The organism is Reichenbachiella sp. (assembly GCF_039944555.1).
Taxonomy (GTDB): Bacteria; Bacteroidota; Bacteroidia; order Cytophagales; family Cyclobacteriaceae; genus Reichenbachiella.
The window spans coordinates 187,537-213,137 of record NZ_JBDUYN010000008.1; the positions used below are offsets into that span (position 1 = coordinate 187,537).

Sequence of the window (25,601 nt, forward strand, 5' to 3'; positions counted from 1 at the left end):
CTTTCATCAAAAGGAGATCTTTATGGATTCACCCAAAAGGTTTGGTTTGCTCAATCGGTGCCCTGGCACTTTAGGATTTTTTTAAATCTTTCACTAAATCTTTTTTGTATGAACAAAACAACTACAAACATTTTTCATAGGAGCTTGATGTGCCTTATTCCGGCCATTCTGTTCTTTGTAACTACCGCTACCGCCCAAACTACGTGGACCGAAGTGGCCAACGATGATTTTGAATCCAACTGGGGCACCTGGAATGATGGGGGCTCAGATTGTCGCAGAAGCATCAATGACGCCTCAAAAGCCAATAGCGGTTCTTATTGCGTACGCCTAAGAGACAATACCAACACCTCTGTGATGACCACTGACAACCTCGATTTGAGCAGTTATACATCAGCCAAAATTGAATTCTCCTTTATTGCCAGTAACATGGAAGTGAATGAGGACTTCTGGCTTCAGTATTCAACCAATGGAGGCTCCAGTTTTACTACAGTGGAAGACTGGATCACCGGTACAGATTTTTCTAATAATCAAAGGCTGAACCCATCAGTTGAAATTGCCGGTAGTTTTACGGCTGCGACACAAATCCGTTTTCGCTGCGATGCCACGGCCAACAATGATTGGGTTTACATTGATGATGTCGTCATCTCGGGAGGGACAACATCTGGCGGTGATACAGAAGCTCCAACAATACCGGGTGGGCTTTCGGCTTCCAACATCACCGAGACTTCGTTTGATGTTTCCTGGAACGCTTCTACTGATAATGTTGGAGTGATCGGCTACAATATTTATCTCAACTCTGCTTACATAGGTTCCACAGGCACGACTTCTACACCTTTGAGTAGTTTAACAGCTGACACGCCATATACCGTCCATATCGAAGCTTACGATGCTGCGGGAAATACTTCGGCATGGAGTAATGTATTGAATGTGACGACGGCCACACCAAGCAATAATGTTGTCATTTCAGATTGGGACGGCACGACTGCTTCTTTTACAGTCAGCAACGGAGCTTCCTACAGCACGGCAACCAATCCTAGCCAGGGCGGTATCAACTCCTCAGCCAACAGCGGGCTTTTTGTTTCTACTGCTTCGCAGTGGGACTATCTCAGATTGGATCTATCCGGCACTACAGATTTTACAGCCTTTCCTGTTTACAAACTCAAAGTAAGAGCAGACTATACAGGTGGTGAAATACTATTCAAATTTGAAGCAGGAACAGGTGGCAATTGGGTGTCTCGAACAGGCTCACCATCAGTTGTAGGACAATGGGAAGAGTATACTTTTGATTTTACCGGAGAGACAAGCGATACTTTCAGCAGATTAATCATCGCATTAGACAGGACCAATACTACAGCCGGAAACAACTGGTATGTGGACGACTTGATCAAGGTAGGAACTGGTGGCGGAGGAGACACAGAAGCTCCTTCCACTCCATCTGGTCTTTCTTCCAGCAATATCACAAGTAGCTCGTTCGATGTGTCATGGACAGCCTCTACAGATAATGTGGGCGTGACAGGTTATAATGTTTATCTGGACGGGTCTCCTCACTCTTCGCCAAGCAGTACTTCCGCTTCTTTTTCTGGGTTAACGGCTAATACCAACTATGCAGTCACTGTAGAGGCCAAAGATGCTGCCGGTAATATTTCAGCACTCAGTTCTGCTTTGATCGTACAAACAGCGGTAAGTCAGGGAAGTCCAAAGACATGTCAAACCACTATTGACAATTGGAATGGCACTACAGTCACCTGGGCAGACAATGGCCAAATGCAAACGGTGGCTAACCCGGATCAATCCGGAGTAAATACTTCCAGTACTTCTGGTCTATTTACTTCCTCCATTGGCCAGTACGACAACATCAATACAACATTTGGACAAGAGATAGATCTCGCAGCCAATCCTGTATTTCGGATCAAAGTGTTGGCTCCACATCATGGCACCGTGGTGATGAAGTTTGAGAATTCGGATAATTCTGCCAGTACTTCAAGAAGCCTGGTTCCTGACAAGCAGGGAGAATGGGAAACGTTGGAATTTGATTTCACCGGGGACGCCAACAATGGCTATGTGAAAATGGTCATCTTCTTTGACTTGTTTTATACCCAGGTGGGTAATCTATGGTATGTGGATGATGTAGAGCAAATTAGTGCCAGCTGTGTAGCTACCGCTGATAATTATGCTCCCGATGTTCCTGCCAATCTTGCAGCCATTGATGCTTACGAAACCTCAGCGATTATTTCCTGGGATGAATCTATCGACGATTGGAAAATGGACAAATACAATATCTATGTGGACAACGTACTGGTAAAATCTACCACGGGAACCAAAGAAACACTGGATGGTTTGACTGGAGGAAATTCTTATGCTGTAGAAATTCAGGCTCAAGATGCAGCCGGTAATACTTCGGCTAAAAGTAGTTCGATACAAGTGAATACTACATCAGCTAATGCACACGTCATACCGGCTGACTATAACCTCAGGTTAGGCACTCAGATTATTGGGCCATCCTACGCTTTCACAAGCAACGAGCTCATTGAAACTGCTACAGCCATTCGTGAGATGGGGTCTAATATTCTGAAAATATCGACGGACGTCAACTCATACGATGGTGTGAATGGAAGTTACAATTCTGTAAAGGAAACGGTAGAACTCAACTCATCTTACCAGACGGTATTGAACATGGACTTCAGTCATTACTTCCTTTGGGTATATGGTAATGGCTGGTTTGCCGATGGACTGACACCAGCAGAGACCACTCAGGCCTACAACGAGGCTTATGACTTGACAGAATACCTGCTAACACAATACAACGGCACCGGTAAATCATTCTATCTCGGTCACTGGGAAGGAGATTGGCATTTATATCAGGATAGCTATGACGACCCTTGGGGGCCATTGGTCCTGCAAGCGGTTACGGGTATGATCACCTGGCTCAACACCAGACAGGACGCCATTGACGCAGCCAAAGCGGCGAACCCGACCAGTGATGTGCAGGTCTATCATTACACGGAGTGTAATTTGGTGACCAAGGTATTCGATGGCTATGAAGCGTTGATTACTGAGGTATTGCCCAACGTGGACATAGATTTGGTATCCTATTCCTGTTACGATGCCACATCATATCACAACACCTACGCGGATGTCAACACGAATTTGACTGCAGCTTTGGATTTGATCGAATCTTACCTTCCGGCAAAAGCGGGATTGCCTTTCAACAAACGGGTTTTCTTAGGAGAATATGGCTATCCAAATGGTAGAAACGACTTCGAAAACAAAGGCTACAAAGATCCTGTCAACCAGCAGCAACAAGACGAGTACAGCAAAAATGTGATGAAAGTGGCTCTCGAATGGGGTGTTCCTTTTGCACTCGTTTGGCAGATGTATGATAATGAGGAGAAATGGACAGACGGCACGGGCAACGGCTTTTGGGTGATCAACGACGACAACGAAAAGCAGGACTTGTACTTCACACATGTAGACTACTACCAGGAGATGGAAGATCAGGTGGAAGCGTACATGGCTGCCAACAGTGGAGCTACTCCTTCTTTCAGCGAGTTTACCACCATGGCGGTAAATGTGATTGATGGCAATATTTCAGCCAGAATGCTGACTAAAGAGGATGGCAACTTTGATGAGGAATTGGAACCTTCCGGGCCAATCACCATCTATCCAAACCCGGCCAGGGATATCTTAAACATCTCAGATCCTGGTGGGAATTTATTGAACGCAAGTATTTATGATCTTTCGGGTCAACGAGTATTGCAAATAGATCTGAGGAGTAAATCTGTTTCGCAACTCAACATTGGCAATCTGGACAAGGGTATGTACGTGCTACATTTACAAACTGTAGATCAGCAATTAATCTCCAAAAAATTCGTAATAGAAAAAGATTGATATAACTGATAAGCCGGCCTGGTCTTAGGACTGGGTCGGTTTTATTTGTTTAGGAATAGCCCACCCCAGCCCCTTCCAGGAGGGGCTGGGGTGGGCTCGTTAGGGTTATCCACCATCTTCCTTATTGTTCTCGATCCAATGATAAATCTCGTTTACTACCCAATTCATGTTTTTCTTGACATCCAAATCATCGAACCGGAGGAACTTCACACCCAACGATTCCAAACGCTCCTGTCTTAAAGCATCTTTTTCTGGTGCATCGTCATGATAGTGGTTATCCCCATCTATTTCAATGGCGAGCATGAGAACTTAGTAATAAAAGTCTACTATGTAGTTATCTATGGGGATTTGCCTGCTAAATCGAACTCCTAATTGTCGGCCTTTGAGTTCCTGCCAAAGGAGAATTTCGCTTAGCGTCATGTTGGCTCTGAGTTTTTTAGCTAATTCGACCAAGTGCTTTTTGTATGGAATAATTTTTCTCAAATACTGAACTGTTGGATTGTGTTGAAGCGCTGGCAAACGGTAAGTGGCTAGGTTCGTCCTGGCAGCGATGAATTTAGGAAAATAGTGTGAGGTGGACAAAGGCAGGGGCTGATTTGATGGAATTAGAAGTTTTTTGATGCTCTAAACCTGGCTGCAGCCAGTCCGTAAAATTTGCAATAGAGGTGCCACTCACGAATCCGGTTACCGTTTCTTCTGGCAGGCCAAACCATTCAATTAACCATTTCTACACCACAGTTTCCGACCTGGAGGTTATCGGAGACATGACTTGCATGGCTGAGTTCTGATCCCAAAAAGTAGCCAGGCTTTTTGCGGCCAGACCAACAGGTACAGCGTCGGCATTTACAAAACCAAAGTATCTTTCCCCAATTTGAGAAACGGTAGCAGGAGACCCAAGTGAGTTCAGTTGATTCAGTACCTCCTAGGCCTCACCGTACTTCACTGGCATATACTCTTCAAATCTTGACAGTTCTCTAAGTGCCTCTTCCGTAGGATAAACATTTCTATCAAACGCATCTTTCAGATATTGTAACGCATAACGGTCTACTTACTAGAAAAGAGTCTTGTTTTTAATTTCAGAAAGCTTTGTTTCCCGCAGGTTCTGTTATTTTCTATTTTAATTTCTTGCTCATTGATTGTTTATGGGCCTTACGCAATGTCCACATCAAGGTGACAAACAATAGGTATTCAGCCCTGGATATTACAGAAACAACAGGAATTTTAGTTCATTGGCAAAGTGAACCCAAACGTGCTACCCTGACCCTTTTTGCTTACGATGGTTAGTTTCCCTCCATTCATACGGGTAAACTCCTTGCACAGCGTAAGCCCCAGTCCAGTCCCCTTCTCGGACTGAGTTCCGGGTGTAGATTCAACCGCTCGTTCTTCTAATATGCAATCAGCTTTTTCTTTTGACATTCCCACTCCGTTATCTATTACTTCGACCAGCACTTGCCTGGTATTTCGAGTAGCAGAAATACGAATGAAGCCACGTTCTTTTGTGAATTTGGTGGCGTTGTTAAAGAGGTTGGCAATGATGCTTGAAGCCGTAGGCCTATCTGCCTCTACAACTAAATCAGGGTCCACCTGCAAATCGATTTCCAATTTTTTCAGTTCAGCACTTAGTCTATAGGGTGCAATACTTTCTTCGACCAATTCCTTAAGGTTAAGTGGCTGCTTTTTCAATTCAATGATCCCTTGATGAGAGAGCGCCCAGTTCAATAGGTTTTCAAGCAGTTTATGAACGCTTCCCGAGGAATTGGTCAGCATTTCCAAAGCTTGTTTATGGGCGTTTATATCGCCTTGGCTTGACTTTAGTACCTTAGAGAGTTGATGAATATTGGCAATAGGACCTCTCAGATCATGGGCGATAATCGAAAAGAGCTTATCCCTTGTATCGAGGGCACTTTTGAGTTCTAGTTCTGAACACTTAAGTGCCGTAATGTCCCTGGTAAAGCAGGCTACTCCAACAATTTTCTTCTCAATTTGCACCGGATTGTAAGACACCTCAATGTATCTGGGGGAATTATCAAATTCAAATGAATCTACTACCTCAAAGCGCTCTCCGGCCAATGCCCGATCATAACGTTCTTTCCAAACCGCCTTCAAAGATTTGGGCAAATAGTTGATGACCCGATCTCCTATTTTCAAGTTGCAGCGAAAGCCCTGACTGAATTCTTTTTGAAAAACAGAATTCATGGTGACCATTTCGTATTTGTGATTGACGGACCAGATGCTGTCCGATGTATTTTCAATTTGAGCATACAAGTTGGCCTCACTCTGCTTTAGCTGAATCTCAGCCCGCTTGGTAGTGGTAATGTCTTTTGAGCTACAGGCAACTCCTGTCACTCTACCATTTTCAAACACAGGATTAAATGCCACTTCTACATATTCTGGCACACCTACAATCTCAAAGCGATCTACCAACGTAAATTTTTCGCCGGTCAGCGCACGATGATACCTCTCTCTCCAAACAGAACATATCGGTTCCGGGACGTTTTGTAGAACATTGATGCCAGGGGCCAATCTTATACCAAACGCCTGAAGATAATCATCACTCATGTTCTTGTTAACAAAAGTGCAATTAAGATCAAGATCATAGGACCACAACCGATCATTAGTATGTTCGAGTTGCGCGAGTAAGTCTTTTTGCTTCATTACTCAACTTATTCTTACCATAAGTTAAGCAATTTCTAAGATGAAAACGCCCTAAATACTTAAAGAGGTCAATATTCTATTATAATTTTAATATTGATAGGCAAAAAGAAGTTTGAGATAGCCGGTAGAATCAAGAGGCCACCGGCCAAATATTCAGGCAAATTGCCCTACTTGGTATGCTCCTGCTTTTGTTTTAAAAGCTTTCATAAATCTGTTCCATCCGTTGATTTTTACAATGGCCAAAGTCAAGGCAGCGATTTGATTTTCACTGTAAAACTTTCTAAGTGATTGATAAATTTCATCATCGATATCATATTGAGACAAGAGTGTCAATTGCTCTGCATATCGGAGAGCTGCTTGCTCCATTTCGCTAAAAACATCTGTTTCCTTCCATGCTGATACCATGCTCAATCTGACAGCAGATTCTCCTACCTCAATTGCTTCTTTGAAATGCATGTCCAAACAAAAAGCACAACCGTTGATTTGAGATATTCGATAATCCACTAGCATCAGCAGCTTTCTGTCGAGCCCCGCATTTTCTACATAATTACCCATTTGATAGAGGCCATTGTATAAGCCTTCCGGTGTCGTTTGAAAACTAATTCGTTCCATCTCTATGTGTTTTTAAGTGATTAATTATTTGTTCACTCAAAGCTCTATCGAAGATGGTATTTATTTCTTAATGTAGTTCAAGAACGACTGTCGACTTTCTTTTTTCTGATCTTACTTAGGAACTCCGGAGTGAAGCCTAGGTAGGAAGCCAACATATACTGTGGTACTCGTTGGACAAAATCAGGATTGTGATCATTAAATGTATCGTACATCTCCTCGCCAGTCAGGTTGAACATATACTGAATACGCCTTTGATCTGAAATATGCCGCTTTTCTAGAATCACACGGAAATAATTATTGATGGCAGGTGATTTTGTTATCAATTCGTCAAAATCGGTCTTGCTTAGACTAACTACTTCACAATCTTCCAGCGCCTGGATATTGAGCTGTGAGATGCTCTCGTTGACGAAGCTGTCGTAGTCAGCCATCCACCAATCTTCTATCCCGAAGTTGACGATTTGTTCTACTCCCTTATTATTCACAAAGTAGGAACGCATTAAGCCTGAAGTTATAAAATGTTTAAAATGACATCGGTGTCCTTCAGTGAGAACATGTTCCTTTTTGGTAAAATGTCTTTTTGAAATGGCGCCTTCAAGTAATTCCAGATCAGGTTCTTCAACTTTGGTAAATTTTCTGATATGCGCAAAAAGCCTTTCGATCATTTTATGGTAGTGATTTGTGCCATCTGCTTACACGTAGGACAGACTCCACAAGGTTTAGCATTTTTATTCTCATCATACTGTGGATGTCTACACCACCAGGTATGCTGTTTGACAGGTTCGGGAAGAAAGTTCCATATTTCCTCTTTGGTGAAATCAATAACTGGAAACAGATATTCTGGCGTTTCGATGGCATCGAACATAATGACGGATTCAAGAATGGACTTGGTACGTGCAGTTCGCTTGACATAGCTGGTGTCTGCACCTTCCAAATCTGTTTTTGTTCTTCCTCTCACTATCTTCGAAATGGCCGGGTAGGCAGCCACCAGATTGGCAGCCATAAAGGTACAAATATCCATATCGAAGGGAAATCTTTTGGATTGCAGCGGTGCAAATCCAGTAGTGTCCGAAGTACTCTCAGTATATATAAACTGGGCCTGAAGATGGTCTACGTAATAGTTTAAAATGTTTTTTACGGCCTGCGATTCTGCCAGGGCACGGCGTTCTCTATTCACAATATTGATATGATGCACGATCAAATCGAAGCCCTGGTATTGGTCATTAGTAATCAGTTGATGCAAGGCCCCGGTAGAATCAACACCTCCGGATAATAAACAAAGGATCGCCGGCTTCATGATTGATTTCCAATTATCGGAGCCATATCCTTACATGATATACACGCTCCACAGGTTTGTGGATCGCTTCCATTTTTGTATACCGGTCGCCGACACCACCAAGAGCTTTCGCGAACTTTTTCAGGAAGAAAATCCCAAATTTCTCTTTTTGTGAAATCGACAACAGGAAAGATATATTCAGCGGGCTCAGCACTTTCAATTGTCAAAGATGATTTAAAAATGGCCTGAGCTCTTCTCATTCTTAGGGCAAATCCTTTTCCACCACCTTCCACATCGCTTCTGGTTCTACCCATGGCAACATGTTTTATGGCTGGTTGTGCTGCATGGAGTTGTGCTGCGGTAAATGCACAAACGTCCATATCCATAGGAAATCTATTGGATTTTAAAGGTGCAAATCCCCTGGTATCGAAGGTGTTTTGCGTAAAAACAAATGAGGATTTTCCTTCATTCCTATAATAGTTGAGGATGTTCTTAACTGCCTCTAACTCTACAAGAGCACGGTTCTCTCGATTCCAGAGATGGATGTGATGAACTATAAGGTCGAAAGTGCTATATTTTTCATTGGTAAGTAGCTCATGCAATACACCAGCGGAGTCTACTCCACCTGAAAACATGCATAAAATCGTAGGCTTGCTCACAAGTAAGTTCTATTCAATTACTACATCCAAGATAGTCATTTTGATAGTTTCCTTAAATAAACAAGACATCTTTCACAACGGGTTTTCCAAACTCTTTTTCGAGCAATTGAATGACCTTGAATCTTGAATTATTAAGCTCATGCTTGAGCGGGGCTGAATTGAGCGTCACTATCAGAATATTGTTTCGTACTTCAATCTTGGTGGTACGATTGGCAATGGCCTGACCCATGATTTTATTCCAGGTCGAAACCAGCGTTGTCTGATCAAATTTCTTGCTCAGATTATAGGATTTCAACATTGCATTGATCACATCCTTAACAGTAGCGGTGCCTTCATTCCTTATACTAGCAGCGTGTGGTTTCCTTTTTGCCATACCTAGAGAGGGTTTAATGGATCTTGCTTCAAAAGTAGCACTAAGATCCCATAGAGGTTGGGCATCAGGCTTTTAAATTTTTCAGGCCGTTCAAAAAAATTCTCTACGGCCACTGAGAAAAATTCATCAGGATTTGTTCCTGCATAGTCTCTAAACATTCTGCTGTTGCCATTTGCGATGCTCTTCATCTCCGAATCTGCAAGTACCTGCCAGCGTTCCAATACTTCTTCATCCAAAAAGTTGTACTCAGCGTTTAGAATTAAGTTTTCTAATCTTAAGGCATGTGCCATCTCGTGCAATCCCAAATTCTTACCATCGGATTCACTAATGTACCCTTCTACAAATGCTTTCCATGCGAGCACAATTGCTCGAAGCCTGGGATTTACTTCTCCTTTATGATAGGCTTTGTTGATGGTAGAATAATAATTGTCCGGATAAATCAGAATTCGCTTAAAATGGCTTAGAAAAATTTTGGGATAACCAAAGGTCAACTGCACTGCACAAGCAGAAATTAGCACCTTCATTTCTTCTGTTACCGATGGTATTTGCCTGGGAATAAACTCTTTAACATGAATAAAATACTGGACCTTTTGCTCAAACCTGCGCTTTTTATTATCTGAAAGGCCATTATAAAAAGGGAATCTTTTCCTCAATATCTCCTTCCTTTTGCTTGGCAATGGATTTGGAAAGCCCGGCACTCGAAATCCCATGTTGACGCGGCCAGATAGGGCCGAAAGTACAATCACTGCTATGCTCAACAAAGCCAGAACGACGACATCAACAAAGTTGGCCGGTGGAGGGTCTGCCTGAAGTAGGAGAGCAAAAAAGGCTTGCGTCATTTAGAAATACGGATTTGCTGATCTAACACTTGTCCATGACAAAGACTCTTCCAAAATTTATCGTTCAGATATTTCTCTTTAATAAAATTCGCCAGTGCTTCAAAATCTGACAAGTCACCTGTCAATAGAGCTAAGGTAATCTTTTCCTCAATGGTTTTTTTGAATTCCTCCAGATCAGGTGTAATCCATCCTGAACTATCGCCGGCGATTTTGAATTTGCAGTAATAATAGGCGGTAAGCTCCTGCTCACCAATTTCCGGAATGATAAGTTCATATTCGCGATTCAGGTTTTCAATGAGCTGATCCATATTCTTTCCTGCCAGATCATACAATACCAATGACTTGAAGGTAATATGAACTTCAGCTTCCTGAAGTTGCTTCCAATGTGACAGTAAGGCTTGTGTGTCCCCATCTGCCATATGATGTCTTACGATATCTTTTACTGAAACAGTTGGATCAATATTTTTGAATTGAACACAGGCATCCAAAAACTCATCTTGAAGCTCAAAGAACTTGGTTAAGGCTCTTGCCTCTAAAAATGTAATTGAGAGTCCTCGACTTGCAGCCTTACGCCAAGCCGATACAACAGACCATAAAGAAGCGCTCATGAGCGCCAGTCCAAATAGTCCCACTGCTATCAAAATCAGGAATATGATATCCATCTAGAAAAGATAGGGAAGAATGAGGAAAGCAGGAAGTCATACGTAAGAAGACTCAAATCGAAGACAATTTCCGATTGCCATCTCGCATATTCCCGCTCCTTTTACAAGGTCTTCAACAGCTTCTTCAAATCAACTGCATTCTCGATTTCAGAAACCACTTCGTCTACAGACACTCTGCGCTGCTCCATAGAATCTCGCTCGCGGATGGTGACCATCCCATCCTCCAGGGTTTGGTGATCCACTGTGATACAATATGGTGTACCAATTGCATCTTGTCTTCTATATCTTCTGCCGATAGCATCTTTCACGTCCATCTGAACATTTACTGAGAACTTGAGCTCGTTCATGATTTCACGGGCTTTTTCAGGTAATCCATCCTTATTGACCAAAGGCAATACTGCAGCTTTTATTGGAGCCAATACTGGAGGAATCCGTAGTACAACTCTACTACTGCCGTCTTCTAAAGTCTCTTCCGTATAGGCACTTGAAAGTACGGCTAAAAACATTCGATCCAATCCAATAGAGGTTTCAACTACATATGGAACATACGATTTCTCTTCTTCCGAGTCAAAGAATTGCAATTTCTTGCCACTATGCTCTTCATGCGCCTTCAGGTCAAAGTCAGTTCTTGAATGAATGCCTTCTAGTTCTTTGAAGCCCATCGGGAAATTGAATTCAATATCGCAGGCAGCATTGGCATAGTGAGCCAGGTTGAGATGATCGTGGAATCGGTAGTTCTCCTCACCGAGGTCGAGTGACTTGTGCCAATTAATTCTTTTTTCTTTCCAGTTTTCGTACCACTCCATCTCTGTACCCGGCTTAATGAAAAACTGCATTTCCATTTGCTCGAATTCCCGCATTCTGAAGATGAACTGGCGTGCAATGATTTCATTTCTAAAGGCCTTACCCGTTTGAGCAATTCCAAAAGGCAGTTTCATTCGACCTGTCTTTTGTACGTTTAGGTAGTTGACGAAAATACCTTGTGCGGTTTCAGGTCGTAGGTAAATCTTACTGGCTCCTTCAGTAACGGCTCCTAACTCGGTAGAAAACATGAGGTTGAATTGCTTCACTTCCGTCCAGTTCTTTGATCCACTTACCGGGTCGGCTATTCCCAATTCTTCAATTAATAATTTGAGATCTTCAAAGTTTTCTTCCTCAATATCCTTTTTGAATCTGGCGTTGATGGTATCTATTTTTTCCTGATTCTGAAGCACTCGTCCATTGGTGGACAGAAACTCATCTTTGTTGAAAGAGTCACCAAAACGTTTAGCGGCTTTTGTTACCTCTTTATCAATTTTGGCTTCGATCTTAGCCACAAACTCCTCTATCAATACATCTGCTCTGTATCTCTTTTTAGAATCTTTATTGTCGATCATGGGGTCATTGAAGGCATCTACGTGTCCGGATGCTTTCCAGGTGGTGGGATGCATGAAGATAGAAGCATCAATACCCACAATATTTTCATTCATTTGCACCATGGCTTTCCACCAATAGTTGCGGATGTTTTGCTTCAATTCCACCCCATATTGGCCATAGTCGTAGGTGGCACTTAAGCCATCATATATTTCGCTGGAAGGGAATACATAACCATACTCTTTAGAGTGAGCAATGATTTTTTTCAACAGATTTTGATCTTCATTTTTCGCCATAGCCGCAAAGATATACGAATCAATGATTTGGCGAACTTATGGCTGATCAAAGTTTGCTGAACTTGAAAGGTGCATTGCAATAACAAGCATTTCCAAAGTTTAAAATTTTGTAAATGCTAATAAGAGTTTCAAGAACCAGCCAATTCTGCTTTTCTCTTGGCATCTCGCCTACGTAATTCGTCCACAGAAAACCGGCCTCCGCCGAAGAGAAGGTAGACGATCAGTCCTACGAGCACCAAAGCCGACATTTCAAGTTCCATGAGGCTATCCATGGTAAGGAAATGAGTAGCATTGAAAATGACTGCACCAAACAGTATGGGAACATTCAATGCGCACATCACGCGGGTATAAGCACCTAACGCAATCATCAGACCTCCTGCGGCATGCGCCAAATAAATATAATGCGCTGCGATTACAGCGATGTAAACCAGACCCATTGATTGCACATTGTCCGCAAGGACTTGAAAATTTGCGGTGAATATTAAACCTTTGACGAAAAGGAAAATTCCAAGGACAACTCTAATAATGTCTAGCCAGGCTGGTGCGAATCGTGCATCCATCCATTGGTCAATTTTTGTGATGAGATTCATGATATTACGATTTTTGGGAGTACATAAGATACTCAAAATCAACAAGAAAGGCAAGTGAAACGCTAGTTAGAAGGCAATGAGACCGTAAATACTGAGCCTTCATTTTCTACACTCTTTATCGTAAGTCTACCTCCGTTTATTTCAATAAAATCCTTGCAAAGCGTGAGACCAATTCCATAACCCTTCTCGTTGTTCGTACCGTAGGAGGTATGATTCTTGTCATTGGAGAAGAGTTCGTTCAACGCCTTAGGGCTCATTCCAATACCTGTATCTTCTAGCGAAAATTTTAAAAAACCATTCCTTGAGCTCATTTTTAAGGTAATCTCACCATTAGCCGGAGTGAATTTGATGGCATTCGACAACAGGTTTCTAACCACGAGATCTATCATGTCCTCGTCCGCAAAGGCGTACTCATCATTCAATTCTGTAGTTACGCTAATAGCTTTCTCTTTGAATAGCGTCAAAGCCAATCGAAGGTTGTTTTCAATTATAATTTTTGGTTGGATCAGGTTTGGTTTTGCCTGAATACCATCCATCTGAGACTTAGCCCAGTAAAGTAGGTTATCCAACAAATTCAAAGTACCGTCTAATGACCCCTCCAACTTTTTTGCAAATAGCCGAAGTTCATCGCCCTGCAAGGACTCCCGCTTCATTAGCTCTAGCACGCTCTTTACCGAATTGAGCGGATTTCGAAGATCATGCGAGACGATCGAAAAAAGGTTGTCTTTTACTCTATTTAACTCTTCCAATTCAAGTCTTTGATCTTCTATGGATTCATTAGCCGAAGAAAGTGAGGCCGTACGTTGTTGCACCTGTTTTTCTAGCTGCTGATTGATGTCTTGCTGAATATGAAGTTTCTCAGACTGAAGTTTATTGATACTATAACCAATCACATAAGAGAATAGAAAAAGTTGAAAGAGCACACTGCCAAAGAGTACCAGGTTCGCAACCCAGGCCAAATGTGCTGTAGCAGCTATGAGTCCAAGATGATTCGAAAGCCAAAAAGCAATAAAGGCACAACAACCAACCAATAACGGAATATTTGTAAGCAGAAACAAGCGTCCCCTGGGACTTCCTTTTCGGTGAATGCGATAACCTACCCAGAGCCAAAAGGGAATGGTACTTAGACCTACCAATGCTGCACCAATTGCCAGCCCGTTATTGAGAGAAGTGTTGTTCCAAAATAGAAAATTTGAAATAAGAAGTGCGCCAACACCTACAACAAAGTAGAGCAAGAACTTATAGTAGAAAGCGGCACCGCTCAAGTGCTTTTCTATTCTTAGAAACTCTCCGGAAAATAAAGCGCCCACGGATATCATAGTTGACGCAGAGATAATTGATAAAGGGGCCACTATAGCTCTTGAAAATACGAGCGTGAGCGTGATCAAACTGGCATATAAACCAAATGAAAAGATATAATAGCTGTAATAGTAGTATACCTTCCTTTTCACCAAAAAGGCCAGTAGAAGATTATAAATGGCAAACGTGAAAAGTATGGCTGTGAAGATGTAGGAAACGATCAGGCGCTTGTTAATTTTTTGATCTACCTGTTCGAAGTCCTTGATTTCCGCCCCCAATTCTTTTTCCGCACTTTCCGGAAATTTCATTAGTAGAACCACCTCTTCTCTGGCGGCAATTTCTATTGGCAGGGCGTTTACAAATGACATTCGATAAGCTGCATGATCAGGGGCTACTGTGGATCCCGTTCGAAGAAACAATGGCTCCGCTTTCTCTGAGAATTTAATAGCTAATAACCGTTCGATCCGGACATTGAAAGTGATCATTACTTTCTGATGGTGACTACCACCAAGTAGCTTTAGCGCAGCGATGGAGCTCTGGAATTTGTCTTCATTGTCAAGGAAATGCTCGCTGAAGACTGCACGCAATGAATCTTCCGATTTATCTCTGAGAATAAAATAATCGGTAATTGGAATGGTCTTACCATCGAAGAAATCGAGACTTTCAAGTTTAAGGATGTGGTTGGAGCGGTTCTGACCAAAAAGTTCGAAGACCTGAAAAAACATGCAAAAAACAAACACAAATCTCATAGGCTGCTATGAATGTGTTCTTAATATAAAAAAAGTCAGCCATAATTCCGATGGAATCTGACTGACTTATCACTTTGGGTTAAACCGTCTTAATACGAAAGAAAATCTTCTGCAGAGTTAAACAGCTTCAAATCAGCCCTTTAATTCTCCTCGACAAGATTTTAATTATGAAGCCGGAAATCTTCTGAGTTTATTGTGCTGCGTTAGTACTCTCGAAAATTTTGTCTGCTGATTTGGCTATAAAGCCTTGAAAGAGCTGTCCATCGGTATCTTCATACCTTCTGGCAAATTCGTAATAGCAAGACGGTACTTCGAATGAACCTTCGGCAAATTCAATAGCTTTCTTGTCAGCAAGAATGCTAGACTGCTCTAAAAGTGCTTCCGGTGAGCCTTTGATCTCTCCACCCGAAACGTTCATTGGAAATCCATTGTCTTTTAGGAAGGTGTTCATTTCTTCCAATGATTCGATCGCGGTCAGATGATTCACATTAATCGTGAAATGGTTCGCGCAGAATCCATATACATACATCCAGGCTGCATATTCCGATTCTTCTCTCAACTTCAAATAGGTTTCGTGTGAAATCGTACCCCAAGGTCTCCCTGCAAAAATGGTTGAGTTTGTCTCAATCAATCCCATAGGGATTTCACTGATTTTCTTCAAAACCAAATACTGTAGTTCTTCTGAAAATTCTTCCAGCAACAATTCACTAATGAATATTTTTGGAGCTTTAGGGTCAGCATGCTGATAGTGTTTGGCTCTCAATTTCTTCGCTTCAAAAACATAGCTGTCCTTTTCCTCATATCCACAAGCCAGAAATGGTTTGGCCAATTGCTCTACATTGATGCTTGGATGATTGAATGTACGGAAGGCAATGTGATCATTACTGATTCGCTCTCCCTTTGCCTCAAGTAAGTCATGAATTTTACCTGCCGAAGGAGTAGTTTTTACATATTCCTTCCAAAAGATGTTAATAATTTCTTCGTATTGCATAGCTTAAATATTTGAATGCAAAGTGAAGTTATATTTATCTTATTCAATGATTTAAGGAAATAATTATCTAATTATTAAATGATTTCATGTCAAATTATCTTAAATCACATGCATAATAAGTAATTTAACAATATCAACTATTTATTATACCTATGATTGGTCAATTTGACTCGACAGATAAAAAAATATTACACAGGCTCAGTGAAAATGCGCGTGTTCCCTACTCCACTTTAGCAAAGGAACTGGGTATCTCTAATACTATGGTTCATCAGCGTGTGAACAAACTCAGGCAAAGTGGAGTGATAAAAAATGCGACCTTCGTATTTGATCCGAAGGTGCTAGGATACACCACCGAAGCCATGACCCGAATAGAGGTAACCAATGCCAAATATGTGAACGGACTAATCGCCTCACTCAAAGAAATTCCTGAAATTGTGGAGTGCTCAAACATCACGGGCAAATACGCTTTGATTATTAAAATCTTTGCCAAGGATAACAGCCACTTGCGAGATGTACTCTACAGCCGTATCCATCCGTTAGCAGGAGTAGAAGGTACAGATACGACTATATCTTTTGAGACGGCCTTTCAAAAGAATATCGCAATCGATTAGTACTTATTGAGTCTTCACCAATTCGAGATTTTCGATTTTATCAATTTTTATACACTTCTCGGTTCCGTTGCCTACGGTGTATCGTAAAACAAAATCTTCTTCATAGGAGCCCGTGGTTTCTTTACCCTCATCGGAATTGCTCTTTACCGGTACTCCATCCATCTTTGCCTCGATTTGACCTCTTAGCGTATACATCTCCTTATCATTGATGGACGCCACCTTCTTGTTATTCGCATCGAATAGCTCCCAACTCGCTTTTCTATTCTTGAGCCACACGTCCTGGATCGAGACCTTTTTATTGTTATTACTGCTAATCTGAACTTCATACTTGGTGACCACATAGCCGGTGGACACGCCCGGAGCAATTTCTTTGAAGCTCGAATCCATTATTTTAAGTTTGGTCCCAAAAATGCACATGGTGCTAACCAGGACGGAGGTCAATAAGGTATTCATCATTTTTCTTTATTCTGAGACTAAAAATTTTTGTGTGTATAAGCCTTTAGCTGTAGAGGCTTTCACTATGTAAATACCAGGCGTTAGCTGTGCCTTGACATTCACATTGTTGTTCTTGAAGGAGCTTCGAGCGGTGTATGTGGCCATTTTACCATCCATTCCATACACGTTTATTTCTGCGTACTTGATGGTCTGATCCAAAAACTCTAAGTTGATTCCACGATCAAATACAGTGACCTTCATTTTATTCTCCGTCAATTGATCTTCCACACCTGCAACAGTTGTAGTTGTGAAATTCCAGGTAGTTTTATCAGCGATTCCAGCGAAATTACTTCCACCTTCATCCATAAATGCTGTTGGCTCTATTTCAACGTAATAAGCCGTAGCAACCTCTAAAATTTCTGTAGGATTGATTGTTACCACCGCATCCGCAATTGAGATATTGGCTGATGACACAAGCATGGATTCTTCAACGGAATCGTCCGCTTCTTTTTTGATAATGACTGATCCTCCTGCATCGACCACATTCTCACTAAATGTAATCGTCAAATCATCGGCCAGGCCTACGTTAACTGCGTCATCGGTCGGTATACTAGATACAATGACTGGAGCCGCTGTGTTAGCCGTGAAGTTCCAGGTTGTCTTATCACTAATACCGGCAAAATCGTTTCTTCCTATATCTTCGAATGCATTGGACTCGATCTCTATGTAATAACCTGTAGCTGTTTCCAAATTAGCGGTAGGATTTATTGTAACCACCTCATCTACTATCGAAACCAATGCCGATGATACTAAAATTGATTCCACAATGGCGTCATCAGCTGTCTTTTTAATAATTACTGATCCTCCTCCATCTGCTACTGTTTCACTGAAAGTAATCGTCAAATTGGCAGTAAGATTTATGTCTACTGCATCATCAGCTGGTGTTGTAGAGACAATCGTCGGAGGTGTAACATCCGTCGTAGAAAATATGTTAGCGCTAAACATTCCTTTCCCATGAGTCCCTATTGCCACATATCCATCTACCTTACGTGATCTAATCATTGATACAGGTACATTTCCAATTGTGGAAGGGCCTTCTTGCGTCCATACGGTGCTAGTTCCATCAAGGGTAGATGTAGAGTACAAACCAGTGGTAGCTCCGACCAGATAAACATTAGTAAAGTCCTTCTTTTTAAATACATGAATCCATCTAATTGCTGGTCCTGCACCAGACCCGTCAACATTTTCTTCAAGATTACCACTGATATTGGTCCAGGTGGCTCCGGCATCAGTACTTCTGAAAATGGAGATGATTTCATAATTGGAGAATGTGACATAAACATGATCTGCATTGTCCGGATCAACATCGATAGAACTAATAAAGCCCGTGGATAGGCCCGAAGATACATCAGTCAGAGTAACGGAGGAACCAGTATGTGCATCCGCAATTTTATAAAGTTTACCTAGGGAGGTGCCTACATACAAGACATTGGCAGGCGTCACAGAAGTTTCCAGAGCAGTGATATTGCCTTGCAAAGTTGCACTAAAAGTCAAATTAGTCCATCCTTCGCTGGTTCCATTAAAAGCCGCTCCACCTACATTTACAGTGGATATAGTGTTATTACGCCATAATTCTTTTTTTGCCGTATAGTACATGATATTCGCGTCATTTCTGTCCAAAATAAAAGGAGAAATAAAGGTATTGGTACTGCTTGATCCATAGCCACTTGGGTTTACTCCCGGTCCATTGGGAACAGTTGTTGAATTTCTTTCTATGAGTCCATTTTGCTGAGAAATGTACCATATATCTCCACCCGGGGCCACTGCGTTCCAGGCACCATCGCCGCCATAGGGTTCTTGATTCCAGTTGGAGGTGCCTGAGATATTAGTTGTGCGAAAATTTCCATTGTCTTGAAAGCCAGCTACAATGTCGGGGCTGTCTTCTGTAGTTGGATCAATAGATATGGCGTAAGCCTGTGTGGTGTAGAGTCCATTATTCAATATCGTCCAAGTCACAGGATGCGGTTTAGAAAAGCCAGAAGGCACCCCGTTACTAGCTATAATATCAGTGGTCATGCTCAATCCACCATCGTGGCCACAAAGTACCTTTTTGGGGTCACTGGGAAAAAAGACTAATTCATGAACATCCGGATGATGATTGGGATAACTACTTACATCATTGTCCGGAGAGTAGCCTCCAATCCAGGTGGTATTGTCAGTATTTGGGTCATTTGCTGAAGTAGCTGAAGTGGCAAACCCATCGGTAGACCTCCATAATTTGGTGTCTCCAATGAATACCGTATTTTCATCATCCGGTTTTACACGCATCACCATATTGTACGAACCTTGGGTATCGAAATCTCCTACATCTCCGCCCAGAGTGGGTATTTGAGAGGATCTATCAGTCCAGGTGGTATTGCTGTGTTGATACTTGATCAGCATGTCACTGGCAGGAGACAGGGCATCTCCGTGTGCCAAAAACCAAACTATATCAGTATTACTTGGTGCAATTGAAACACGTATTCTTTCCCAGGTACCGCTAAACCCAGAAGGCGCATTAATGGAGCTCCAGGTCACGCCATCTGTTGACCTCAAAAAACCAAAATTAGTTCCTGTACTGTGTGCACCGGCATAATAGACTCTGTTACTGGCATCCACTTTAGCGACATCCAGGTGAACCACATCTCCAAAGCGGGTATCGCCTGCGGCGTCAAGCACTTCGGTCCAGCTCGTTCCTCCGTCGGCAGATCGGTAGATACCTCCGATATTACTTACGAGCACCGCTCCATCTATTGGGTCAATTGCGATGTCATTACAGAGCTGCCAATCAGCTCTGGCCCCCTGACCGAGGAGTGCCGTATTCTCCGGTGCCGTACTAGCTAATTGCGTCCATGTGACACCATTGTCAGCAGATTTGAACACGCCCGCGCCCAAATAACTTTGCGTTGCCTGGTTGGTGTTGACACTTTCCTTTACCTCACCGGTGATATAATACCAAGTATCCTCGTTCAGGGGATCTTGTGCCACACCGACAATTGCAGGATTGGCTTGTGAATTAGATACGAGAGACCAGGACGCTCCGCTATCTGTTGTCCGATACATACCACCGGATGTTCCTCCAGCCAAGATGATACTTTCATTTCTGGCATCAATGCCAATGGCCTTTGTTCTACCACCCTGGTTGAAAGGCCCTCGCTGGGTCCATGTTTGTGTTTCTTCCGTCCGTCCATTCGATTGGGGTCTGAGTCGGGCGTCGAGGCCGGCTCGTTGAGACTGAACGAATTGTAGTTCTTTTTGCCTGATGTTTCCAGGTACTTTTTTGGTCAAAGGGTTTTTGTACATGTTGTACTCATGCTCAAGTCGGCCTTGGCGGTCTTCTTTTTTTCTCGGTGATTGTTGGGCTAAAGCCTGACCAATAAGGCATACCATAGCCAGCGTAAGGGAGTGCTTCCAAAATGAGGTCATATCCAGAGTTTGTAGTTGAGGATTATTTAATACAATAATTCAATTTAATCCATAATTCCAAATCTAAGTATATTCCGCACGATTCATTCGTCGAAAAGAATTCCCTATCTCATACGCTTAACCTAATTCCTAATCAAAATTAAACATCTCTTCTAGGAAGGCAGCCACTCCAAATCTAATACCCCAATCTACGTATTCGCCATCCTGAAATGCGGCCACCCCTTCCAGCCTGAAAAGACGAAAGATGTTGTCGATACTGTAGCCCGCTTCGGTATAGTTGAGCGCTGAATTCGTTCCCAGGTAGTTGACAAATACACTTTCTCGAACTCCACGTTTTCTAGCAAATTTGAATCTTGAGAAGAAGAGCTTTCTGAATTGATAATGCGTAAGCAAAGTAAAATAGGCATCGTCTGTACTGAAATTGTAATAGGGCAACAAGCGATAACTCTTCACTACATCGATATCCTGAACAGGGGTTCTGTTACCCATAAAATGGTTGTAATCTAAGAAGGTCACGCTATCCTTGGCCAGGAAGCCTCCACCACCTACACGAAAACTCAATCGCCCCCTGATTCCGACATCGAGAGAATGCCGAATGTCAGCCGTCCATCTGTGAAACGAAATTTCTGCATCAGCTACTGGTAAGGCATTATCGTATGACAGTGTCACCTCTGGTGAAGAATGAGTGATAGCTCGTCGCTCCTTGTTTTTAATGTAGTACTTCTGCCATGGTTTCATACTCACTTTTACTGTGGTCAAAAAAGCATGATGTGCCATAAAAGATGTATTTGGAAGCTCAACATTTGCTGGTGTATTGGGAGTATACTCGTGATCCTTTTTGTTAAACCAGGTGTGACTGGTACGATTCGTCATTGGTAATCTATTAGCATATTCTGCAATGACATTCACACGATACTTATCAGATATCTTGTGATTATATTTCAAAGACAAAAACTCTTTTTGATAAATTTTCATGTAATTGTCTTCTAGCATAAGTGTGACCAACGAATTGACAATTGGATAAATAGGTTGATCGGGATTGATCTGATACACATGTCTTCCACCCTCCAGTGATATACTTTTATCATTGAACTTATAGGTAGTCTTGAGTTTACTCTGGAATTGCTCAATAGAAAATCCGTATCGAACCAATGGAGCAATCTCTAGCCAATGCTTGTTTTCGAACGTTTTTGTGAAGCTCAGCTCATAGTTAAAATTATATCCCTCCACTGTATTAAAATTGAGCGACTGCAAGGGTGATACTATTTCCAAATGGGCTCTCTCTCCTATTTTATAGGTGTTGCCCAGTGCTAAATCATAGATTTTAAATCCCTCTTTGCCTTGCTTAGTTTTGATTGTATCTCCTTCGGCTTCACGCTTATCAACGAGAGCCATACTGTCCATTTTGTGATAGCCCTTGATCTCATAGTCGGAAAGTGGTACCGGTCGGACTGATTGCCAAAAAGAAGAGTCTTTTTTATAGGCCAGGGAGTCTATGATCACATTATTGATATACTGTACATCAGGAATGGTATCTTCCTCCATTTCCATTTTTTCGTATTCGCGCATGAGCTTTCTCATCTCTTTACGTGTCATCTCTTTCCCACTGGTCATTTTCGCCAATGTCTCGTTTTGAACATTCTTGTTTTGAGCTTCCAACTTAGCGGCCAATTCTTTGTCTACCTTTTCATCGATTACTACCAGCTCCACATCAAGATCTTTATTCAATTCTATTTGATAGTTGCTAACTGTGGCCAGATAGTCATACTCAAATTCAAATCCAAAGAAGGTTCCTTCTACATCAAACTGATGGCTGATGGGTAACCAGACTTTGTTTTGGATTGGGTTATAGATTTGATTGATGTTAAACTCTATGCCCAAATAGCTGGTCTTTAAATTGAGACTATGAATACTCCAATACTCTTCAACAATTGAGATTTCTCCTTCGAACACGTCGTCACCTTTTGACCTGGGAATGACCCTAATCTTGCTGAATTCATAGTCCTGGTCTTTGTAGGTACCCAGATATTCAAATCGATAATACCCGAATGCCTTAGGGGAGAGGGGCGAAATGGCATTGCCTAACTTTGATTCATAAAAACTGCCCTTGAGATATTCCATAGGGCTGGTATTGTTGTCTTCGCCATTGCTTCGAATGGAAATCACCTCTTCCTCATATACATTGGGTCTGGAGTATTTTACCTTCGTAATGGATTCCGTAACAAAAGCTGTAGTAGAATCCACTCCCTCTTTGGCTATGGTTTTGCGCAAAAAGAAGGGAGAGTCTATGAGTCTTCCCGATCCCTTGATATATACCTCAGCTTCATAGCTATCCAATTGCTGTTGATGGAATTTGGCCTTGGCTATCGCCTTTCTCATTATGGTGTAGGCGGGATCTTCCTTACCTGCCCTAATCTCCACATCCCTGAGGACGATAGTCTGTGGCTGCAATTGGATATTGACTTCGCTGAAACCTTTGGAAACCTCTATAAATTTGACCACCGATTTGTATCCCAAATATTGAAATACCAGATCGTATTTGCCGGCTGGCAAGGGGTATTCGAAATATCCGTTGTCGTTAGAGGTCGTTCCGGTTTCTATGTTTCGAACATATATGGTCGCAAAGGGTAGAGGTTCTCCACTAGATGATTTAATGGTTCCTTTAATTCCCTGTGAGTATGTTGTGAATGAGGATGCAAGCAATAAAAAGAAGAGAACACTTCTTTTAAGAGTAATACAATTAGGCATGAGTAGATTTTACTATGAGTTTTTTATTAGTCTACATCCATGATGCAGAAGTTACAACTTGGGTTGCTTGTTAGATACAAATTAAACAAATGAGCTTGAATATTTTCTAAGCGTGCGAAGAGCAAAACCGATACTCATAAAAGTGAATACTGCGCCCATCAGGTATGGAGCTCCAGGAAAATAGACTCCCAGAGAATCATTAGTAAACCTTGCAAATAGATCTGTCATCAGTGGTGGGCCTACAATGGCCGTAAGACTGATCATACTGGTAATTGCCCCTTGTAATTCTCCTTGCTGATCAGCAGGAATCTGTCCGGTCATGATACTTTGCAACGCAGGCCCGGCAAATCCACTTAATGCATAGGGTATCATAAAAACAAACATCATCCAGCCTTCGGATGCAAAAGCGAAAAGTACAAAGCCTATGAAATATAGTGTTAGTCCGAGGTAAACCCCATTCCTATCGCCTATTTTGGGAATAACTACCCGAATCAATCCTCCTTGAACTATGGCAACCATCAACCCGACAAAACCCAACGAATAACCCACCATTTTCACATCCCAACCAAATTTTTCCATGGTATAATAAGCCCAGGTACTTTGTGTAGCATGAGAGGCCAGGTAGACAAAGAACATGGATACCATAAGACTGACCGTAACGGGAAATTTCTTGAGTTGCATGAGAGAACCCAGAGGATTGGCCCTCTTCAAACTGAATGGCCTCCTCTTCTCTTTGTCCAGTGATTCGGGAAGTATGAAATAGCCGTATAGCCAATTGAGCAAAGTCAATGCAGCAGCAGCTATAAACGGCACGCGAGATCCATAGACTCCCAGTAGTCCACCAATAACAGGTCCTATGATAAATCCCAAACCAAATGCTGCTCCTATCATTCCAAAGTTTTTGGCTCTATCCTCTGGCTTACTAATGTCAGCTATATATGCCGATGCCGTGGTCATGCTTGCCCCAGTAATCCCTGCCAGTATTCTTCCCACAAACAACCATCCAATGGTTGGGGCCCAGGCTAATAGCAAATAGTCAATCCCAAAGCCAAATAAAGAAGCCAGTAAAACCGGCCTTCTGCCAAACTGATCACCCAAACCTCCCATGATTGGAGAAAAGAAGAATTGCATAAAAGCATAGGCGAACATGAGCCAACCTCCATAAACAGAAGCCTCACTCAAGGAACCTCCTATTAACTCTTTGATTAAATCGGGAATGACAGGAATGATGATACCAAGCCCTGTTACGTCAATTAATAGTGTAATAAAGATGAAGGTTAGGGACGCCTTGGATTTGCTCATTTAGGTAAGTTTTGATCGAAGATACGGGATATTGCACGTTTTGTTTTCCAGCCAACAAAAGAGTATAAAGTATGATGCAAAACAATCAATTGGTTATGGCTATCTTCATGTTGACAAGCAAATCTTAATTTTTTTGTCCAAAATAATTAAGACCAATCGTCATTGTACCAAAACAATTTAAGAACTATGAAAAATTTTAAAACTCTACTATTTACTCAGGCCCTGATTCTTTGCGGACTGACCGTCTTCGCTCAGAATTCCTTGACTAAAGAAGAAAAAAACACTGCTATCAATCATCTGAAACAATCTCAAAACGAACTACTGGTAGCTGTCAAAGATCTGACTGAAGCACAGCTCAACTATAAATCAAGCGAAGAAGTTTGGTCGATTGCTGAGACCATGGAACATATTGCGATTGCTGAAAAGAACATTTTCGGAATTGTGGAAATGACATTGAAAGCTGATCCGGATCCATCCAAGAGAAGTGAGGTGATGATGTCTGACGAACAAGTCTTGGCATTGATCACAAGTCGTGACCAGAAAGTAAAAACAAGGCCAGAATTCGAGCCGACCAATAGTTTCGGATCGTACACAGGATCATTAGATGCATTCAAGGCACAGAGAAAATCGAATATGGTTTTTGTCAAGAAAACCAAGGAAGACCTGAGAAACCGATATTTTGATTTTCCATTTGGCAAGGTAGACGCCTACCAAGTCGTTTTGTTTATGAGCGGACATACACAGCGGCACATGAAACAAATCGTTGAGATCATCAAGAGTGATTCATTTCCGAAAGCCTAA

The 25,601-nt window shown here is 42.0% G+C and carries 19 protein-coding genes and 1 pseudogene; 3 read left to right on the forward strand and 17 right to left on the reverse strand.

The annotated features are described in order from the left end of the window. Nucleotides 1-108 precede the first annotated feature (108 nt). Entirely contained in the window at nucleotides 109-3,888 is a 3,780-nt protein-coding gene (locus tag ABJD64_RS14605; RefSeq protein ID WP_348182781.1) for a fibronectin type III domain-containing protein, read from the forward strand. Between the two features lie 105 nt (nucleotides 3,889-3,993). On the opposite strand, the pseudogene ABJD64_RS14610 reads toward ABJD64_RS14605, so the two are convergent. From ABJD64_RS14610 to ABJD64_RS14670, 13 genes and pseudogenes are all read right to left on the reverse strand, one after another. Next, a pseudogene (locus tag ABJD64_RS14610) lies at nucleotides 3,994-4,470 on the reverse strand (endonuclease domain-containing protein). A 639-nt stretch (nucleotides 4,471-5,109) separates the two neighbouring features. Then, complete coding sequence (locus tag ABJD64_RS14615) at nucleotides 5,110-6,543, reverse strand: PAS domain-containing sensor histidine kinase (protein ID WP_348182783.1); 1,434 nt, start codon at nucleotides 6,541-6,543, stop codon at nucleotides 5,110-5,112. Between the two features lie 153 nt (nucleotides 6,544-6,696). Further along, nucleotides 6,697-7,155, reverse strand: a complete 459-nt coding sequence (locus ABJD64_RS14620) for a carboxymuconolactone decarboxylase family protein (protein ID WP_348182785.1) — start codon at nucleotides 7,153-7,155, stop codon at nucleotides 6,697-6,699. Nucleotides 7,156-7,232: 77 nt separating this feature from the next. Further along, entirely contained in the window at nucleotides 7,233-7,817 is a 585-nt protein-coding gene (locus ABJD64_RS14625) for a Crp/Fnr family transcriptional regulator (protein WP_348182786.1), read from the reverse strand. Continuing rightward, nucleotides 7,814-8,449, reverse strand: a complete 636-nt coding sequence (locus ABJD64_RS14630) for a 7-cyano-7-deazaguanine synthase (RefSeq protein WP_348182788.1) — start codon at nucleotides 8,447-8,449, stop codon at nucleotides 7,814-7,816. Before ABJD64_RS14630 ends, ABJD64_RS14625 begins: the two co-directional genes overlap by 4 nt. After that, complete coding sequence (locus ABJD64_RS14635; protein WP_348182791.1) at nucleotides 8,446-9,087, reverse strand: 7-cyano-7-deazaguanine synthase; 642 nt, start codon at nucleotides 9,085-9,087, stop codon at nucleotides 8,446-8,448. Before ABJD64_RS14635 ends, ABJD64_RS14630 begins: the two co-directional genes overlap by 4 nt. Nucleotides 9,088-9,139: 52 nt before the next feature. After that, the gene (locus tag ABJD64_RS14640) at nucleotides 9,140-9,460 is read right to left on the reverse strand and encodes a DUF721 domain-containing protein (protein ID WP_348182793.1); all 321 of its coding nucleotides are present in this window, start codon (nucleotides 9,458-9,460) and stop codon (nucleotides 9,140-9,142) included. Nucleotides 9,461-9,462: 2 nt separating this feature from the next. After that, entirely contained in the window at nucleotides 9,463-10,299 is an 837-nt protein-coding gene (locus ABJD64_RS14645; RefSeq protein ID WP_348182795.1) for a zinc-dependent peptidase, read from the reverse strand. Beyond that, nucleotides 10,296-10,961: a hypothetical protein gene (locus ABJD64_RS14650; protein WP_348182797.1), complete on the reverse strand. Its 666-nt coding sequence runs from the start codon at nucleotides 10,959-10,961 to the stop codon at nucleotides 10,296-10,298. Before ABJD64_RS14650 ends, ABJD64_RS14645 begins: the two co-directional genes overlap by 4 nt. Nucleotides 10,962-11,062: 101 nt before the next feature. Beyond that, complete coding sequence (locus tag ABJD64_RS14655; protein WP_348182799.1) at nucleotides 11,063-12,610, reverse strand: glycine--tRNA ligase; 1,548 nt, start codon at nucleotides 12,608-12,610, stop codon at nucleotides 11,063-11,065. Nucleotides 12,611-12,738: 128 nt separating this feature from the next. Further along, complete coding sequence (locus ABJD64_RS14660; protein ID WP_348182801.1) at nucleotides 12,739-13,200, reverse strand: DoxX family protein; 462 nt, start codon at nucleotides 13,198-13,200, stop codon at nucleotides 12,739-12,741. 62 nt (nucleotides 13,201-13,262) lie between these two features. Continuing rightward, nucleotides 13,263-15,248, reverse strand: coding sequence for a sensor histidine kinase (locus ABJD64_RS14665; protein WP_348182803.1), 1,986 nt, complete (start codon nucleotides 15,246-15,248; stop codon nucleotides 13,263-13,265). 190 nt (nucleotides 15,249-15,438) lie between these two features. Further along, nucleotides 15,439-16,239 (reverse strand): DUF1338 domain-containing protein, encoded by an 801-nt coding sequence (locus tag ABJD64_RS14670; RefSeq protein WP_348182805.1) that lies wholly within the window; start codon nucleotides 16,237-16,239, stop codon nucleotides 15,439-15,441. A 152-nt stretch (nucleotides 16,240-16,391) separates the two neighbouring features. On the opposite strand from ABJD64_RS14670, the gene ABJD64_RS14675 reads away from it, so the two are divergent. Then, a complete protein-coding gene (locus ABJD64_RS14675) occupies nucleotides 16,392-16,850 on the forward strand; it encodes an Lrp/AsnC family transcriptional regulator (RefSeq protein ID WP_348182807.1) in 459 nt (152 codons plus the stop codon). Between the two features lie 3 nt (nucleotides 16,851-16,853). On the opposite strand, the gene ABJD64_RS14680 is transcribed toward ABJD64_RS14675, so the two are convergent. The 4 genes from ABJD64_RS14680 to ABJD64_RS14695 all read right to left on the reverse strand — a co-directional run bounded on the left by ABJD64_RS14680 (nucleotide 16,854) and on the right by ABJD64_RS14695 (nucleotide 24,800). Continuing rightward, nucleotides 16,854-17,306: a hypothetical protein gene (locus ABJD64_RS14680; protein WP_348182808.1), complete on the reverse strand. Its 453-nt coding sequence runs from the start codon at nucleotides 17,304-17,306 to the stop codon at nucleotides 16,854-16,856. Nucleotides 17,307-17,312: 6 nt separating this feature from the next. Beyond that, entirely contained in the window at nucleotides 17,313-20,750 is a 3,438-nt protein-coding gene (locus tag ABJD64_RS14685; RefSeq protein WP_348182810.1) for an Ig-like domain-containing protein, read from the reverse strand. A 129-nt stretch (nucleotides 20,751-20,879) separates the two neighbouring features. Next, nucleotides 20,880-23,498 (reverse strand): DUF5686 and carboxypeptidase regulatory-like domain-containing protein, encoded by a 2,619-nt coding sequence (locus ABJD64_RS14690; RefSeq protein ID WP_348182812.1) that lies wholly within the window; start codon nucleotides 23,496-23,498, stop codon nucleotides 20,880-20,882. An 81-nt stretch (nucleotides 23,499-23,579) separates the two neighbouring features. Beyond that, the gene (locus ABJD64_RS14695) at nucleotides 23,580-24,800 is read right to left on the reverse strand and encodes a TCR/Tet family MFS transporter (protein WP_348182814.1); all 1,221 of its coding nucleotides are present in this window, start codon (nucleotides 24,798-24,800) and stop codon (nucleotides 23,580-23,582) included. A 186-nt stretch (nucleotides 24,801-24,986) separates the two neighbouring features. Between ABJD64_RS14695 and ABJD64_RS14700 the strand changes: the two genes are divergently transcribed. After that, on the forward strand, nucleotides 24,987-25,601 hold the full coding sequence (locus ABJD64_RS14700; RefSeq protein WP_348182816.1) for a DinB family protein: 615 nt from the start codon (nucleotides 24,987-24,989) through the stop codon (nucleotides 25,599-25,601).

What these genes read in the sequence shown, in the direction of transcription:
- ABJD64_RS14605 (WP_348182781.1), top strand. Translation starts at nt 109, where the DNA reads ATGAACAAAACAACTACAAACATTTTTCATAGGAGCTTGATGTGCCTT.
- ABJD64_RS14615 (WP_348182783.1), bottom strand. Translation starts at nt 6,543, where the DNA reads ATGAAGCAAAAAGACTTACTCGCGCAACTCGAACATACTAATGATCGG.
- ABJD64_RS14620 (WP_348182785.1), bottom strand. Translation starts at nt 7,155, where the DNA reads ATGGAACGAATTAGTTTTCAAACGACACCGGAAGGCTTATACAATGGC.
- ABJD64_RS14625 (WP_348182786.1), bottom strand. Translation starts at nt 7,817, where the DNA reads ATGATCGAAAGGCTTTTTGCGCATATCAGAAAATTTACCAAAGTTGAA.
- ABJD64_RS14630 (WP_348182788.1), bottom strand. Translation starts at nt 8,449, where the DNA reads ATGAAGCCGGCGATCCTTTGTTTATTATCCGGAGGTGTTGATTCTACC.
- ABJD64_RS14640 (WP_348182793.1), bottom strand. Translation starts at nt 9,460, where the DNA reads ATGGCAAAAAGGAAACCACACGCTGCTAGTATAAGGAATGAAGGCACC.
- ABJD64_RS14645 (WP_348182795.1), bottom strand. Translation starts at nt 10,299, where the DNA reads ATGACGCAAGCCTTTTTTGCTCTCCTACTTCAGGCAGACCCTCCACCG.
- ABJD64_RS14650 (WP_348182797.1), bottom strand. Translation starts at nt 10,961, where the DNA reads ATGGATATCATATTCCTGATTTTGATAGCAGTGGGACTATTTGGACTG.
- ABJD64_RS14655 (WP_348182799.1), bottom strand. Translation starts at nt 12,610, where the DNA reads ATGGCGAAAAATGAAGATCAAAATCTGTTGAAAAAAATCATTGCTCAC.
- ABJD64_RS14660 (WP_348182801.1), bottom strand. Translation starts at nt 13,200, where the DNA reads ATGAATCTCATCACAAAAATTGACCAATGGATGGATGCACGATTCGCA.
- ABJD64_RS14665 (WP_348182803.1), bottom strand. Translation starts at nt 15,248, where the DNA reads ATGAGATTTGTGTTTGTTTTTTGCATGTTTTTTCAGGTCTTCGAACTT.
- ABJD64_RS14670 (WP_348182805.1), bottom strand. Translation starts at nt 16,239, where the DNA reads ATGCAATACGAAGAAATTATTAACATCTTTTGGAAGGAATATGTAAAA.
- ABJD64_RS14675 (WP_348182807.1), top strand. Translation starts at nt 16,392, where the DNA reads ATGATTGGTCAATTTGACTCGACAGATAAAAAAATATTACACAGGCTC.
- ABJD64_RS14680 (WP_348182808.1), bottom strand. Translation starts at nt 17,306, where the DNA reads ATGATGAATACCTTATTGACCTCCGTCCTGGTTAGCACCATGTGCATT.
- ABJD64_RS14685 (WP_348182810.1), bottom strand. Translation starts at nt 20,750, where the DNA reads ATGACCTCATTTTGGAAGCACTCCCTTACGCTGGCTATGGTATGCCTT.
- ABJD64_RS14690 (WP_348182812.1), bottom strand. Translation starts at nt 23,498, where the DNA reads ATGCCTAATTGTATTACTCTTAAAAGAAGTGTTCTCTTCTTTTTATTG.
- ABJD64_RS14695 (WP_348182814.1), bottom strand. Translation starts at nt 24,800, where the DNA reads ATGAGCAAATCCAAGGCGTCCCTAACCTTCATCTTTATTACACTATTA.
- ABJD64_RS14700 (WP_348182816.1), top strand. Translation starts at nt 24,987, where the DNA reads ATGAAAAATTTTAAAACTCTACTATTTACTCAGGCCCTGATTCTTTGC.